At 33.4% G+C, this 15,688-nt stretch carries 13 protein-coding genes; 5 read left to right on the top strand and 8 right to left on the bottom strand.

Features of this window, described 5'->3' with window-relative positions:
- Positions 1-4: 4 nt before the first annotated feature.
- Complete coding sequence (locus tag bsdE14_RS14210) at positions 5-688, top strand: DUF421 domain-containing protein (RefSeq protein ID WP_264850628.1); 684 nt, start codon at positions 5-7, stop codon at positions 686-688.
- A 20-nt stretch (positions 689-708) separates the two neighbouring features.
- Here the strand turns inward: bsdE14_RS14210 and bsdE14_RS14205 are convergent, their stop codons facing one another.
- Positions 709-1,197, bottom strand: a complete 489-nt coding sequence (locus tag bsdE14_RS14205; protein ID WP_264850627.1) for a thioredoxin family protein — start codon at positions 1,195-1,197, stop codon at positions 709-711.
- A gap of 64 nt (positions 1,198-1,261) precedes the next feature.
- A complete protein-coding gene (locus tag bsdE14_RS14200; RefSeq protein ID WP_264850626.1) occupies positions 1,262-3,031 on the bottom strand; it encodes a M3 family oligoendopeptidase in 1,770 nt (589 codons plus the stop codon).
- A 210-nt stretch (positions 3,032-3,241) separates the two neighbouring features.
- Between bsdE14_RS14200 and bsdE14_RS14195 the strand changes: the two genes are divergently transcribed.
- A complete protein-coding gene (locus bsdE14_RS14195; RefSeq protein ID WP_264850625.1) occupies positions 3,242-4,180 on the top strand; it encodes an AEC family transporter in 939 nt (312 codons plus the stop codon).
- A 33-nt stretch (positions 4,181-4,213) separates the two neighbouring features.
- On the opposite strand, the gene bsdE14_RS14190 is transcribed toward bsdE14_RS14195, so the two are convergent.
- Together bsdE14_RS14190 and bsdE14_RS14185 are read right to left on the bottom strand one after the other, a co-directional pair.
- Positions 4,214-7,732 carry an AAA family ATPase gene (locus tag bsdE14_RS14190; RefSeq protein WP_264850624.1) on the bottom strand — a complete coding sequence of 1,173 codons (3,519 nt, stop codon included), beginning with the start codon at positions 7,730-7,732 and terminating at the stop codon, positions 4,214-4,216.
- Complete coding sequence (locus bsdE14_RS14185; RefSeq protein ID WP_264850623.1) at positions 7,707-8,939, bottom strand: exonuclease SbcCD subunit D; 1,233 nt, start codon at positions 8,937-8,939, stop codon at positions 7,707-7,709. Before bsdE14_RS14185 ends, bsdE14_RS14190 begins: the two co-directional genes overlap by 26 nt.
- Before the next feature lie 224 nt (positions 8,940-9,163).
- Between bsdE14_RS14185 and bsdE14_RS14180 the strand changes: the two genes are divergently transcribed.
- The gene (locus bsdE14_RS14180; protein WP_264850621.1) at positions 9,164-9,946 is read left to right on the top strand and encodes a carbon-nitrogen family hydrolase; all 783 of its coding nucleotides are present in this window, start codon (positions 9,164-9,166) and stop codon (positions 9,944-9,946) included.
- A gap of 78 nt (positions 9,947-10,024) precedes the next feature.
- Here bsdE14_RS14180 and bsdE14_RS14175 read toward each other — a convergent pair whose 3' ends face one another.
- Together bsdE14_RS14175 and bsdE14_RS14170 are read right to left on the bottom strand one after the other, a co-directional pair.
- Positions 10,025-10,231, bottom strand: a complete 207-nt coding sequence (locus bsdE14_RS14175; protein WP_264850620.1) for a heavy-metal-associated domain-containing protein — start codon at positions 10,229-10,231, stop codon at positions 10,025-10,027.
- 57 nt (positions 10,232-10,288) lie between these two features.
- Complete coding sequence (locus bsdE14_RS14170) at positions 10,289-11,020, bottom strand: lysoplasmalogenase (RefSeq protein WP_264850619.1); 732 nt, start codon at positions 11,018-11,020, stop codon at positions 10,289-10,291.
- Positions 11,021-11,247: 227 nt separating this feature from the next.
- Between bsdE14_RS14170 and bsdE14_RS14165 the strand changes: the two genes are divergently transcribed.
- On the top strand, positions 11,248-12,138 hold the full coding sequence (locus tag bsdE14_RS14165) for a radical SAM/SPASM domain-containing protein (protein ID WP_264850618.1): 891 nt from the start codon (positions 11,248-11,250) through the stop codon (positions 12,136-12,138).
- A 347-nt stretch (positions 12,139-12,485) separates the two neighbouring features.
- Complete coding sequence (uvsE, locus tag bsdE14_RS14160; protein WP_264850617.1) at positions 12,486-13,442, top strand: UV DNA damage repair endonuclease UvsE; 957 nt, start codon at positions 12,486-12,488, stop codon at positions 13,440-13,442.
- A gap of 25 nt (positions 13,443-13,467) precedes the next feature.
- On the opposite strand, the gene bsdE14_RS14155 is transcribed toward uvsE, so the two are convergent.
- Both bsdE14_RS14155 and bsdE14_RS14150 read right to left on the bottom strand, forming a co-directional pair.
- A complete protein-coding gene (locus tag bsdE14_RS14155; protein WP_264850616.1) occupies positions 13,468-14,271 on the bottom strand; it encodes a polysaccharide deacetylase family protein in 804 nt (267 codons plus the stop codon).
- Between the two features lie 149 nt (positions 14,272-14,420).
- Positions 14,421-15,668, bottom strand: coding sequence for an amidase domain-containing protein (locus bsdE14_RS14150; RefSeq protein ID WP_264850615.1), 1,248 nt, complete (start codon positions 15,666-15,668; stop codon positions 14,421-14,423).
- Between the last annotated feature and the right edge of the window lie 20 nt (positions 15,669-15,688).

Genomic DNA, 15,688 nt, shown 5'->3' with positions numbered 1-15,688 from the left:
AATTATGATTGATGTTTTATCCTACAGTGTGAGAGTTTTAATAGTTTACTTTTTTACTTATCTCTGTACTAGAGCTATGAGTAAAAAAGCCTTAGCAGAAATGACTGCCTATGAAATTGCTACCATTATGATTCTTGCAAATGTAGCTGCAGAACCATTAGTTGATAAGGTAATTGTTAAATCCGTTTATGGCTCTGGTGCATTGGTTATATTAATGGTCTTAACCTCCAGGCTTGCTCTTGTTAATAAACTTACACCAGCTTTAGAGCATACTGCTACCGTACTTATAAAAAACGGAGAAATAGATATGGATGCACTGAAGAAAGTCAGCATAAGCCTCAACCAGCTTCAAGGACTTCTAAGAGAAAAGGGTTATGACAATGTGGCAGAAGTAAATACAGCTATTCTTGAACCTCAAGGCACCATCTCTGTTTTTCCAAAGGCTGAGAACACACCTGTAACACTAAAGGATTTAAATATAAAGGTTCAAAATGAGCAGCTTACGCTTCCACTGGTTATGGACGGAAGTATAATCACTGAAAATCTAAGCCATATAAAAAAGGACGAGGCTTGGCTTATAAATAAGATTCATAGTCAGGGGATTAAAGATATTTACAATGAAGTAACTTTAGCTGAACTTGATTCAGCTTGGAATTTAAGTGTGTTTAAAAAAAAGCAGGACACTTAGTCCTGCTCTTATATGTTAATTTATTTAAGTATCTTTATTAAATTTTTCTCAATAGAACTATTAAACTTACCAGCTCTGTATTCCATTACTATTTCCTTTTGCTTATCTGGGCTTAAACCCATCATCATTTCCTTTATATCCTCAGGTACCTCTATATAAGCTCCCTTTGGCTCCATGTTTTCAGTAAAGCATAATACTGTAGGTATTCTTGCTGTACCAACCATTTCTTCTAAGGTTTCTTTATTGCCTTCACGCCCAAATATGAACATCTTTATATTTGGATTTAATTCTTCCATTCTTCTTACAAAAGGAAGAGTTACCACGCAATCAGGGCAAAAACCTTCTGAATACACCACCATATTTAATGGTTTGTCAATACTTTGAATATATTTCTTACCTTCTTCTGAAAGCTGTGTATTATCATAAGCTTTTAGCATAGCTTCCCTTTGTTCAGGTGTATTTTTTTCTAAATACTGCTGAAAACTTAGACCTTCATTTAAATTAATCATTATTACTCAGATCCTTTCAACTTATTTTGATACTATTAATTGTTTAGTATGCTCACCTTTAAATCTATACCAAACTGATAAACTTTTCAATATCCTCTTCAATAAGTTTTAGAGAAGATCTCCAAAAATCAACCTTGTGAATATCTATTCCCATCATAGCTGTAACCTCTGGAATGCTCATTTTGCCTGTCATAGCTAATAGCTTATCATAATCTTTAACAAATTCCTGGCCCCTTTTTACGTATTCAGCATATAGTCCTTTAGAAAATAGAAGTCCAAAAGCATATGGAAAGTTATAAAAGTTGCGCTCAGCATAGTAATAGTGAGGTTTATTAATCCACATGTAAGGATGTAGATAATTTTCATCTAGTGCCTCTCCATAAGCTTCTTTTTGAGCATTAATCATTATTTCCTTTAATTCCTTTACTGAAAGGGATGAGCTTTCCCTTCTTTTGAATAGCTCGCTCTCAAATAAAAATCTGCTGTAAATATCTACTATAACCTGACCTGCATCAGAAATACTCTCTTCAAGTACTGAATAAGCTTGTTCTTTAGTGGCAGTTTTTAGTACTGCATTTTTAACGATAGTTTCACAGAAAATAGAAGCTGTTTCAGCTATAGGCATAGTGTAATCACTATTTAAAATACTTTCATCCTTTAGGCAATTTCCATGATAACCATGCCCAAGCTCATGGGCAATAGTAACTACATCACTAAAGCTGCCTGAAAAATTGCATAATACTCTGCTCTCTCCTATTGAATGCAGATTGGAACAAAAGGCTCCCCCTCTTTTCCCTTCTCTTGGCTCAGCATCTATCCACCTTTTTTCAAAAGCATTATCTGCAAAGTCAGCTAATGCTTTGCTGAAGGTTCCAAAGTTCTTTACAATAAATTCTCTTGCTTCTTCATAGGTATAGCTCATATGGGCTTCCCCTGAAGGTGCAAATAAATCATAGAATGGCAGACCGTTTTTATGACCAAGTATCTCAGCCTTTTTTAAATAGAACCTTCTAAAGGCAGGGAAGCTCTCTCTCATAGCTGTAAACATTGCCTCAAGGCTCTCTGCATCAAGTCTAGAATTTATTAAGGTTTCTTCTAATACTGAATTATAACCTCTCATCTTGTTTACTGTAATAACTTCACCTTTAATTCCATTTAGGCAGGCTGCGGAGGATTCTTCAATCTTCTTGTAGGAATTTAACTCTGCCTCATAGGCTGTCTTTCTTATTTCCGCATTCTTGTTGTGCGCCATATTCCTTACTACTGGCAATGGAAGCTGTTTCTTTTCTCCATCTAACTCTATATCCACCAATAAGGTTGAAGAAAGTGTATTTTGAAGCTTTGAAAAGGCTCCAGAACCTGTATTCTTCATCTTTGAAATAACAACCTCTTCTGCTTCACTTAATAGATATCTATTTTTCTCCCATAGCTCCTTTAAAAAGAATTCATGTTCTTTTAAAAGCTTTGATCCTTCAATTAATTCATTAAGATTTTTAATTTCGTAAAGCCACTTTTTAAAATTAACTTCTACTTCTGTTAGCTCTGTAAAACTATTTTCTAAATTTTCCATTATGGACATTGCCTTTTCATTCTTAGCCTCTACACTTAAGGTTAAACTAGCAAATTCCAAAAGCTTTGAAAAAATATTATAAAGCCTTATTTCACTTTCAATATACTTTTCAATAACTCCTACTTCATTATCATGTGTCTTTAAAGCTTCCATTATTTTAGCTTTATGCTCTTCTATATATTCCTTGCATTTAACCATATCATTTTTAAATTCTTCTGCTTCAAAAGAACTATAAAGTTCCTTTAAGCTCCATGTTTTATCCATAATACCCCTCCTGCAATTATAATCTATGTATCTAATTCTCTAAGTTCTCCATAACTCCTTCAAATATTTTCCTGAAAGTTAAATATTTTCATATTCTTAACATTATTATACCCAAAACATAAATTTCTCAATAAATACACTATTAATCTATACACTACAAAGCATTTTATGGCATAATAATATTTGGTGTATAAAAAGGAGGTCTTTTCATTGGTTGTTTTAAATGCACTTCAAAGTGTACTTACTATAGTTCTAATGATTGCTATAGGTTATATATTATCCTGGAAAAAATGGTTTGATGAAGGTACTTCTAGGTTGTTTTCTAAACTGGTAGTTAACATATCCCTGCCTGCTCTTATGATTTCCAACCTAATGACAACCTTCACAAAAGAAAAACTTGAACAAGCTGGGGTTGGACTTGTTATTCCCTTTGCTTCAATGATATTATGCTATGCACTAAGTATAATTATATCTAAGCTTGTGAAGGTTGATGCTAAAAGGCGAGGAACCTTTCAATGCATGTTCTTTTTATCTAATACAATTTTTATAGGACTGCCTGTAAATCTTGCACTATTTGGAGATCATAGTGTTCCTTATGTTTTATATTACTATATTGCTAACACCACTATGTTTTGGACAATAGGAGTTTATAATATTAGAAAAGATGGAGGTTCAACTGAAGGAAGTTTATTCTCCATAGAAACATTAAAGAGAATATTTTCTCCTCCACTAATGGGTTTTATTGCAGCTATAATTTTAATATTGCTAAACATAAAGCTTCCACTTTTCATAATGGATACTTGCAAATACATTGGAAATCTGACAACTCCACTGTCAATGCTATTTATTGGAATAATAATATATTCTATTGATTTAAGAGAAATTAAATTTGATTTAGAAATGCTTGTGGTGCTTATAGGTAGATTTGTTATTTCACCACTGTCCGTACTTTTGTTCTGCCACCTTTTATCTGCTCCTATGCTCATGAAGGATGTATTTATTATTCAAGCAGGACTTCCTATAATGACTCAAACAGCCATAATAACTCAAGCTTATGGTGCAGACCACAAGTATGGGGCAATGATGGTTGCTGTAACCACAATAGCTAGTATGTTTATAATACCAATATATATGCTTTTATTAAGTTAAAAGAGAGGCCCAAAGCCTCTCTTAATTTATATTTTAAGTATAATCTATCCTAATTTTACTGCCGCCTTGCCCTGGAGCTGCTGGTTCTACAATAAGCTTTACCGGCACCCTGCTCTTTAGCTCTTCTACGTGGCTTATAATGCCCACACTTAATCTATCACTGTGCAGCCTTTCAAGAGAGCTCATTACTATTTCTAAAAGCTCATTATCCAAGGTACCAAAGCCCTCATCTAGGAAGAAGAATTCAAGCGGTGCACTTCCTTTAAGTTGAATTTGAGAGGACAAGGACAGAGCTAATGCCAAGGAAGTTAGGAAGGTTTCCCCTCCTGATAGGGTATTAGTAGGTCTTACAACTCCTCCATTAAAATCATCTCTCATAGTGAAGTTTCCATCTGAGTCCAGTTCAAGTGCATATCGCCCTCTTGTTATATCTTTAAGCCTTTTTGAAGCTTCCATAGTTATATATCTAAGCTGATTTAGCGCTACAAATTCTACAAACTTATTTCCTTGTACAAGCTTATCCAAATCATCAAGTAGACTGCTTATATGTTCAAGCTCCTTTTTCTTATCTAAAAGGCCTTTAAGCTTTTGAAGCTCGCTTTTCATAACTTCAATAATCTGCTGACATTTAGCTATTTCCTTAAGCATTTCATCTAATGCTTCAGCAGCAGCTGTTCTTTCTAGCTTAAGCTTATCCCACTGCTCCTGATCTACTGTCTTACCTTGAAGCTTATCTTTGATGCTTTGTATTTGAAGCTTAACCTTATTATAACTTTCCCCATAATCTGATATCTTTTTATCCAAACTTTCCATAGACTGCTTATCCAGCATATTATCTAGTGCTTCTTCTATATTTTCAAAAGAACTCTCCTTCAAGGAAATTGCTAACTTTTCACTTTGATCTTTATAAAGCTGTTTTAGAGTTAATTCCTCTTGCTTTTCACTTATATTCTTTTCTTGAAGTTGCTTAACTTTTTCCTTTTCTACCTCAAGCTGCTTTTTTATATTTGCTTCCAACTCATTAAGTTTTACTATTTGCTCCCTTACTTCAGATAAATAGGAAATAGGTTCTTTATCATTAGAAAGCTTTTTTATTTCTTCCTTATGCAAGTCTATACTTGCCCTTTTTTCCTTACCACTGTTTAATATTTCGGCAAGCTTAATATCCAGTTTAGATTTTTCTAATGTATAGGACTCCTTTTGCTTATCATAAGTGCTTAACTTTTGGCGTGTTTCTTTTTCCCTTTGCTGAAGCTTCTTCCCTTCTATTTCAAGAGTTCTTAATTCTTGAAGCTTTTGCTTTATATTATCAAGCTTAAGCTCCCCATTTAATTTTTCATATTCACTACTCAATGCTTCAAATTTTATTTTCAGATTATTATACTCATTGTTTAATTCTGCAACTACAGCTTTATCACTATTTAGAGCCTCATTATACTTAATCTCGTCCCTATCTAGCTTTGACTTTTCATCCTTAAGTGCTGAGAGTTTTTCTTCACAGCTTTTAACCTCCATATTCCACTTTTCTATGGATGCCTTTATATCATTAAACAACTGCTCTTTTACTATCTTTTCACTTCTTAGTTCTTCAATATTTATATCCTTAATCCTTTCAATTACACTACTAATTTCTTCAGTAAATTGATTTTCCTGTGGAAGCACAGCTGCTAGTTCAATTTCCCACTGCTTATTTTCCTTTTGCAGTCTATCTACCTCATTTATAAGAGTATCAATATCTTCAGCAAGCTTTTTAATATTAGCTTCTTCTACCTGTACCGCTAAATTAGGGTGATGTGTTGAACCGCATACAGGGCAAGGACTACCTTCTTCTAATGCTGAAGATAAGGAACTTGCAATATTATTCCTTTGATGCTCCTCAAGTTTTAGTCTTAAGTCCTGTAGACGCTTTTGCTTTCCATCTAGCTGTCTTGAGGTGTCCTCAAACTGCTTTTGAACTAAGCTCTTCTTTTCCAGCACTAAATTCAACTTTTCCTTTAGCTCAATGTTCTTCTCATAATTTTTTTCTGCTTCACTTAGTTTTTCTCTAAAGCTTAAAATATCATTTTGCATTTTAAGCAGCAGAGCATTATCTCCTGGGCAATTTTTTTCTAGATTGCCTTTGAAAAGCTCTATGTCTTTAATTTCTTTTTCTTTAGCAGCCTGCAAGCTTAGTGCTTTTTTATGTAAAGCCTCTAAGGATGCTATACTCTCAAGCTTTAATTTAATCTTTTGCTCTTTATCCTTTAATTGTTCAGAACTATTATTATATTCTTCTTCTTTTATAGCTGCCTTTTGAACCTTTTCTCTATACTCTGGCTCTACTGCCGAGGCTACAATTTTCTTTTCAAGTTCTTCTAAGAGAACTGCATCCTTTTCCCTAAGTTCACTGGTATTATTTATTAAAGTCAAAAGTTCTTTAAGCTTTTCATGAATGCCTTTGTACTCCTCAGCTAATTTATCTCTATCTTCCTCCAAAGCTTTTATTTTCTTTTGAATTTCAATAGCTTGCAGAAGTTCTGCTTCTTTTTTAATAAGTTCTGGTACAAGCTTTTCCTTGTTATTCAATGCTTCCATATAAGAGGTCTCTATAGCAGCTAATTTTTCTTTCGATAAATTTAACTGAGTAATGGTATTCTTTATATTTTCTTCATTCTCTTTAATTTTAGCTTCTATTCCCTTCACATCTTCAATAAAGGGCTTAACCTTTTCTGCAGCCTGAGCCTTTTTCAAAGTTAACTTGCACTGTTCTATGTCTGACAGCTGCTGCTTTAGTTCTATTTCTTTATCTTCATATTGTTTAAGCTCTTGTTGTAGTTCCCATATGGACTTATAGCTTTCATATTGCTTATCCAAATCATCCTTTTTGCTCTTTAAAAGCCTTTGCTCTGCTGTAAGCACATTAAATTGCTTTACAGCCTCCTCATAGCTCTCCTCTGACAAATTATCATAGCGCTTCAGCTCTCCACTTAAAATGTCCATTTCTTTAAGCTTTGAATTTTTAACCTTTTTTATCTTATCTCCAAGGCCCTTTCCATACTTTTCAAGGCTAAAAATCCTCTCAAGCATGTCTCTTCTCTCTCTGCCTGTAAGCTTTAAGAATTCGCTGAACTTTCCTTGAGGAAGCACTACTGAGCGGGTAAAATCATCGCAGGTAAGTCCTATAAGCATTTCAATTTTTCCTTGAACTTCCCTAGACCCCTCAGCTAAAATCTCATTACTATCCATAAGTCTAGCTAGGGTTGTCTTATACTTTCCATTCTTGTCCCTTTTAATATTTCTATCTACCACATAAAAGCATCTGCTATTTCCATCCCCAATTTCGAATTCATAGCTTATAGAAAGAGTATCACATTCTGTATTTATAAACTCACTTGAGTCTCTTGCTATCTTTCCATATAGTGCTATAGTAATGGCATCAAGGATTGTAGACTTACCACTTCCAGTAGGACCAAAAATTCCAAATAGTCCTTTTTCAGTGAGCCTGTCAAACTCTATATCTTGAGTCTCTATAAAGCTGTTAAGCCCTTTAATTTTCAGTCTCTTTGGCTTCATCCATTTCCTCTCCTTCCATTACTATGTTTAAGAATAAATCCATAACCTCGTTACTTGGGTCAACTTTCCTTTCCTTCAAATAAAATTCCTTAAATAATTCTGCCATGCTCTTTTCTCTAAAGCTTTCGTAGTCTACCGCAGATTCTTCCATACCTTCTATTACAGGGTGTATTTCTATAATATCCTTTTTTAGCTCCTTCATCTGCTTTATCTGCTCTTGGGTTATATAATTATCAGTTTTTATCTCAAGGTAAACCCATATATTTCTTTCGCTATTCTCCCTGCACCTTTCAATGGCTTCTTCAACTCCATTGCACTTCCACACTTCTATAGGCTTGTAGTTTCTAAAAAATAATTCCTCTACCTTTGCTTCTTCCTCTGCTTTAACCTCCACTATATATGCACATTTGCTATACCCAATTTCACTCTTGCTGTATTGTAGTGGTGAACCAGCATAATAAGCTTTAGTTTTGGCACCTTTAACCCTTTGAGGCCTATGAAGGTGTCCTAGTGCTATATATTGAGCTTTTTCGGGAAGCACCTCTGCATCTACAGTAAGACTGCCTCCAAGCTGAATTGGTCTTTCAGAATCTGTAGTTTCTCCTCCCGCCACAAATATATGGGATACTGCTAGATTTATAGTATCTTCTCTATATTTATCTGATAACTTTGAAAACAATTCTCCAACTCTTTCTGAGTAGCTTCTTCTTCTTTCAGTTTCCTCTAAATCCTTAGTTAAAAGTTCATTTAATCTCTTCTCACTAGGATAAGCTAGTGTAATTATTACTGCCTTTTCATTTCCAATGCTTATTTCCACATAGCCTTCTCCCGCCTCAACTATCTCAAAACCTCCGAAGCTGCCTGTAAGAGCACAGCTCTTTGGAGTTCCTAGTAATATTACTCCATGCTCATAAGCAAGTGGGCTTGCAGCTACTAATCTCTCTGGATTGTCATGGTTTCCAGCTATTACAAGCACTGCTCTTTTTCCGCCCTTTGCTATTCTCTTAAGAGCATTGTAAAATAAATTTTCCGCCCTTGCTGGAGGGTTTCCATTATCATATATATCTCCTGCAATAATAACCAAATCTATATTATTCTCTTCTATCTTTTCTATAAGCTCCTCAAGAAACTGCTCCTGCTCCTCAAGTCTGCTAAAGCCTTCTAAGTTTTTTCCAAGATGCCAGTCAGATGTATGTAAAATTCTCAAAGTTTATCCCCCTCTTTGAACTTCTATATTTTTATTATGCACAAAAAGTACTTTTTCAAAAGAATATAAGTATATATGTTCGCCATTTTTTATATAAGTCCTTTAAGAAATATATACTACTTTTCACAGATTTTATTGTTAACTGAAAAATGAATATATATAATTGCTTATTCCTAATGTATACTATTATATAAGAAAATCATTATAGTAGAGGTGAATTTATTATGAAATTAGGCCTTGCTCAAATGAAAATTGAATTTGAAAACAAAGCTTTAAATAGAGAAAAGTGTTCTAAATTTATAGCTGAAGCAGCTTTAAATCAAGTAGACTTATTACTTTTTCCCGAAATGAGCCTCACTGGCTTTTCTATGAAGGTTGAAGCTATGGGAGAAACTGATAGTAGTACTCTTCACTGGTTTAAAGAGCAAGCTGTAGTGCATAATATAAATCTTGGCTTTGGACATATAGAAAAAACCTCAGAAAAAGGTAAAAATAAGTTTTCCATAGTATCCTCTGATGGAAATAAGCTATGCACATATACAAAAATTCATCCTTTTTCCTACGGTACAGAGAGTGAGTTTTATACAGGCGGAAATGAAATAGTATATACCTCTCTAAAGAACTTTCAAATAACTCCTTTTATCTGCTATGATTTAAGATTTCCAGAAATCTTTCAAATAGCTTCAAAGTCCTGTCAGCTTATAACTGTAGCTGCAAACTGGCCAAAGGCTAGACGAGAGCACTGGATTACACTTTTAAAAGCACGTGCTATAGAGAACCAATGCTATATAGCTGGAGTAAATGCTGTAGGCAGCATCAACAACCTGGAGTATTCCGGTGATTCTATGATAATAGATCCACTAGGAAATATTTTAACTCAGTGTTCTGACAGTGAAGCGCTATTAATTGCAGATTTAGATATAAATGAAGTTAATACCTTAAGAAAATCCTTCCCAATTAAAGATGACAGAAGAGAAAATCTATACAGCGCTATAAGCTTAAAATAACTTGTGAACAACTATATAGACGAAAACAATAATAGGCCTCTTAGTAAACTTTTTTACTAAGAGGTCTATTATTATCATTTAATCTTGAATTTCATATCCAGTGTTTTCAATACATATTTTTATCTTCTCAGGGTTTGCAGGACTATTATACTCAACTTCTATAGTCCCCCTTGCTAAATCCACATCAACTTCTTGAACTCCTTCTATTTTGTCAAGAGCATTTAATACCTTCGTCTTGCTTTGTGAGTTTGCTAAACCTGATACATTATAGTGAACTGTTTGCATAATATTTCTCCTTTCATTTTTTATAACTATTAATAGTATTAAATGAAAGGCTTATTTTTATCCAAACAGCTTTTTTAGATAATTCTGGTTAAACCCACTTAAGGTTAACAATAGCTGGGATGGAAGATAAAAAAACCACATTAGGAATCCAACCAAAAACTCTTTACTGTTGACCCTTATAAATTCAATATCATGAAAATCAATTACATTATAAAGTCCTACATTTATATCGCACAGGAAAAATAAAACCATCCCTATAGCAATTAGTGTACAGGAAAGTCTAGAATAAAACTTCCTATTGTAAGTTGTAACAGCCATAATTACACTGTTTATTAGTAGTGAAGCATATAATAAAGCCAATATGTACATTGATTTATCTATATTGGGAATAGGTATTTTTATATAGACAATTCCAAATAAAAGCATAGTGATTATAAGTCTAGTTGCAATACTTTTGAATGACTTTCCTCTTCCATGCCTTAATATATATATAAATTGAACTATGCAAAAACAGCCAATGCCTAGTTCAAAGCGGTATAAAATCACCAATGATAAATCTGCTAGAAGAGTAAAAAATCTTGCCAGCTGTACAAAAGTTGTGTCTATTTTATCTATGCCATCATTTCCAATTAATAGAGCTATTAAAAAGCAAAAAACAATAGTACTGAATTTTAGCATAGTAGAATAAATATTTGCTACATTTTTAAAACCTATGTCAGTAAATAAAAATATAATATACATTGATATTACTATTACTACAAGGCTTTTTATAACATTATCCTTTTTCATATTCATTCTCCTTCCAGTGGAAACACTGGTTAATCAACCTTGCCGATGGAAATTGGCAAGGTTGATTAACCATTAAAAGTCATTTAGACCTTTAATCTCATTATCTCACTTTTAATAATATATTTTCTCCAAACCCACTATTATTCTTTCACTTTTGCATCATTGTTTGTTATAATTTAGTGTAAAATATATTCAATACTTATTATTATAATTTAGGAAGGTCAATTATGAAAAGATTTAAAAAAGTTTATATAGAAATAACCAATGTATGCAACCTAAGCTGCAGCTTTTGTCCTATAACTCAAAGAGCTCCTGAATTTATGAACCTTGAAACCTTTGAAAATATATTGCTTCAAATTAAGCCTTATACTGATTATATTTATCTACATGTTAAGGGTGAGCCCCTATTGCATCCTGATATTGAAAAGATGCTAGACCTAGCATCTGAGTATGGTTTTAAAGTTAATATAACCACCAACGGTACTCTTATTGGCAGGGTTAAAGATAAAATACTATATAAAAAGTCTTTAAGACAGGTGAATTTCTCACTTCACAGCTTTGATGCAAATACTCAAAACATAACTATAGATGAATATTTAGATAATATTTTTACCTTTACAAGGGAAGCAGCTAAGAACACTGAAGTACTTGTTTCCTATAGACTCTGGAATCTAGAAGAAGAAAAGCTTAGAACAGCTAGAGAAAATAACACAGCCTATGCTGGTGAAAATCAACACATATTGGAGAGAATTGAAACCGCCTTCGATTTAGATTATAAAATTGAAGAAGTGCTAGTAGGGAATAGAGGTATAAAGCTTCTTCCTAAGGTATATCTAAACCAAGCATATGAATTTAAATGGCCTGAGCTTCAGCTTGAGGAATCCGACAACAAAGGCTTCTGCTATGGTCTTAAAGATCAAATAGCAATTCTAGTGGATGGCACTGTAGTCCCCTGCTGCTTAGACGGTGAAGGCATAATTAACCTAGGTAATATAAAAGAAAGCTCCTTTGAAACCATCATAAATGATAAAAGAGCTAAAGATATATATGAAGGCTTTTCTAGACACGAAGTAGTGGAGGAGCTATGCAAAAAGTGTGATTACAGGAGAAGGTTTTGATAATTTTATAAGTAAGAAATAAAAGTGAAATCAGCTCACTGAAACATAATTCAGTCAGCTGATTTTTTTCTCATATTCTAAGGCTGTTACATTATCCTACCCAACTGTTCTTATAGAATCAATAGCACTGTCGGCCATTAGTCTTTTGAGCGGTCCTATAGATGCAAGAATTGCTATAGCTATACTTCATATAAAGCCACCAATTAAAGCACCGTAGGACAAAAAACAATAGTGCATCTTTCATCTAAACCATATATCCATTTAGATAACTGCTTAAAATGATTCTAGTAAGATGTTCTATCTTTACACATAATACTCTTATATCAATAAATAAAGAGGTGATGTTTATGAGAATCCGTTTTGGATATGTGGCTATAGCACTAAATTTGCCCAAAGTTACTTCTTCAAGTACTGTAACCTATAAAAACTACAGTAAATTAGAGACTGAGGAAAAAAAGCTTAACAAATTAAAACAGGTCACTCTTTCAAACATTAATGATTTATATAAAATACTTCAGTATAATGTAGAAAAGCAAATACATTTTTACAGAATAACTTCAGCTCTTGTACCTCTTGCTACACACCCAGAGGTGCTTTGGGAATATAGAAAAATGTTTAACAAGGATTTTTCTATACTTGGAAAATTAATTAAAGAAAGTAATATGAGGGTAGATACTCATCCAGATGAATTCAACGTAATAAATAGTATAAGAGAAGAAGTTGTTGAGGCTACTAAAAGAAATTTGTGGCAGCATGTACATCTGTTTGAGGATATGAACTACCCTTTGGGTAAAATGGTACTTCATGTAGGCAGCAGTCAAGGTGGAAAAGAAGCTTCTATGGAGAGGTTTATACATAATTTTAATGCCTATCCTAGAGAAATAACTGGAAAAATCATACTAGAAAACGATGATAAAACCTTTACTGCTGAAGAGGTGCTTAAAATATGTGAGGAAGTAAAAACTCCCATGGTACTAGATGTACATCACCACCTCTGCAATAATAATGGAAATTCTCTTGAACCTATAATTAAAGATATTTTTAATACTTGGAAGGGACAGCCTTTTCCTCCTAAGATTCACTTTTCAAGTCCTAAAGAAAGTGAATATGATAGAAAGCATGCAGACTTTATAAAAGCAGAGGATTTTATAGCCTTTGTAGAGCTGTGCAAGCCCATAAATATGGATTTTGATGTGATGATAGAAGCAAAGCAAAAAGACTTGGCATTATTTAAATTAGTAGAAGATATAAAGGCTGTAAGAACTGATTGGCACTTTGTAGATAATGCAACCTTGGAATTATAAAAAACAGGAGATTAAGCCTCCTGTCTTATTTATCCATTGTATTTTTTATAAATGTGGTTACTGTCTTCCTAACATTATTTTTCTTGAATCTAAAGTAGAATTCAGGAGTATCTTCTTTGATTGGTTTGAATTCATATCCTTGTTCTTTATAATAGTCTATAATTCTAGGAAGAGCCTTACATGTGTTAGTATTTGGCTGATCACAATGAAGTAATAATACTACATTTGTAGATTTCCCTACTACCTTTGTAGCTTCTCTATATAGTTTATCTGGAGGAGTATTATAATTTAGCCCATCAGATAAGCTTGCATTCCAGTCATATATTTTATAACCTTGTGCATGAAGCTTTTCTAGTAAGCTGTCATTTAAATGAGGCTTGCTTCCTGCTGGAAACCTTATTGCAGTTGCTTCTATATTTAGAACTCTTTTAACCTCATTCCGTGTTAAATCCATTTCTTCAATAAAGCTTTCTTCACTTCTATATATCTTTTTAAATTTATGAGTATATGTATGAAGCCCTATAGTATGCCCTTCACCGTATATCCTTTTTAGTATCTCTTCTCTTCCGCTTATTTTATCTCCTATTACAAAAAAAGTAGCCTTAATATCCTTTTCCTTTAAAGTATCCAGTATTTTGTTTGTAACAATATTAGCTGGCCCATCGTCAAAAGTTAAGTATACCACCTTCTTATTTTCTTCTACATCGCTGGCACTTGTCCTTGCATTGATTTTATTGTAGCCACTTATAAGTGGCATGCAAAATACCAACACTAAAAAAAATATCGTAAAATTTCCACATTTAGATAAAAAACTATAGCCCTTTTTCAATTTTACACCTCCTATTTTCCCCATATGTTTGAGGAAAGTTAACCTTTTGTTTCTTATTTTCTTTTACTAGAAATAAAATAAGAATTTCTACCCTCTAATACTCTATTTAGGTGCATAAAGAAGTTTAATCTCTATGCACCATATCTTCATTAACCGTTAACATGCAGTAATAAAAATTTTATGTGCTTATCTCCCCAACCTAAATCCCAAGGTACATGATACCTATCTGTAGTATGAGAATTTACAAGTGGATAGCCTTTAGAATCAAAGCCTGTAACAATTGCAAAATGGTCTATTTGGCCCTTCTTTTCATAGCAAATTAAATCTCCAAGCTGTATTTTACTTATGGCACCGCTTGGTAAATTTGGTGTGGCTGCAGTTAATTCTTTGAAAGTGCCCTTTCTAATAACACTTGCCTTACCACTGTAAACAAGATAATTTTTAAGACCATCAGCATTTACCCATGCACTAGTTCCTTCACTATGCCCATATAATTTTTGCGGACATCTCCATGTGCCATCCTGCTTAAGTCCTCCTGCTTCCTTATCTCCTAATACCTGGGAGGCAAAGTTAGTACAATCTCCTCCTATGCCATTGTAGTCTCTGTATTTTTTGTTATATTTAAAATCGTTAGTACTCCCCCAGGCAGCTCCGCAGTATTTATCTGCATATTCTACTGCCTTTTCTCTATTGTAAGAGTGCTTCCACTTCCAAGCTGATTTATCAATATATTCTTCAATTGTATCTGTAGTCATAGATGTTTGATTTTCTTGAATAAATCCAGTGTAACCTTGAAGTGCATCTTCAAAGCAGTCTGTATACCAATCGTTATAGACAATCCACTTTTCTCCATTGTTTTTAAGGGTTATAGTATGCCTTATACCTACTCCAAAAGAATTTAAAGTGGCAGCTTCATCACCCTTATATACATAATCAAATTTATAAGTTTCCTCAAGGAAAGCTTTAGCACTTTTGCTTCCAGCATTAAGCTTTTTTATTCTTACTGTAGATTCAATATTTTTAAACTCCATATTTCTTTCACTTGCCCATTGATTAAAATATTGAATTCTTTTAACCTCGTGCTCCATGGACCATAAACCCTGTCTTTGGGAAGTGTCAAAATCTGACTTTAATATTGAGGCATCCCCATTTACAAGTGCTTTATTTCTCTCATTATATATTCTTTCTATCTCAGCTTTTATCTCTTCCTTAGGATCTAGCTTTTCTTCTTGTGGCTTAATCTCTTCTTTTTTAGGAGTTTGCTGGTTCTCCTGGTTCACATTTGGTTCTAGCATATATCCATAGACTTTTGGTGAATAGTTATTTAGATAAAAAGTAAATAAAAGTATTATAGTAGCTATTTTCAAAAGATTATATTTATGATTAAAAGTGTGCAAGCAGAACTCCTCCCTTTTCT

This window comes from Clostridium omnivorum, from assembly GCF_026012015.1.
Classification (GTDB): Bacteria; Bacillota; Clostridia; order Clostridiales; family Clostridiaceae; genus Clostridium_AX; species Clostridium_AX omnivorum.
This window is presented reverse-complemented; position numbering and strand designations above follow the sequence as displayed.

Coding starts and splice junctions, on each gene's coding strand:
- bsdE14_RS14210 (WP_264850628.1), top strand. CDS start 5: ATGATTGATGTTTTATCCTACAGTGTGAGAGTTTTAATAGTTTACTTT.
- bsdE14_RS14205 (WP_264850627.1), bottom strand. CDS start 1,197: ATGATTAATTTAAATGAAGGTCTAAGTTTTCAGCAGTATTTAGAAAAA.
- bsdE14_RS14200 (WP_264850626.1), bottom strand. CDS start 3,031: ATGGATAAAACATGGAGCTTAAAGGAACTTTATAGTTCTTTTGAAGCA.
- bsdE14_RS14190 (WP_264850624.1), bottom strand. CDS start 7,732: ATGAAGCCAAAGAGACTGAAAATTAAAGGGCTTAACAGCTTTATAGAG.
- bsdE14_RS14180 (WP_264850621.1), top strand. CDS start 9,164: ATGAAATTAGGCCTTGCTCAAATGAAAATTGAATTTGAAAACAAAGCT.
- bsdE14_RS14175 (WP_264850620.1), bottom strand. CDS start 10,231: ATGCAAACAGTTCACTATAATGTATCAGGTTTAGCAAACTCACAAAGC.
- bsdE14_RS14170 (WP_264850619.1), bottom strand. CDS start 11,020: ATGAAAAAGGATAATGTTATAAAAAGCCTTGTAGTAATAGTAATATCA.
- bsdE14_RS14165 (WP_264850618.1), top strand. CDS start 11,248: ATGAAAAGATTTAAAAAAGTTTATATAGAAATAACCAATGTATGCAAC.
- uvsE (WP_264850617.1), top strand. CDS start 12,486: ATGAGAATCCGTTTTGGATATGTGGCTATAGCACTAAATTTGCCCAAA.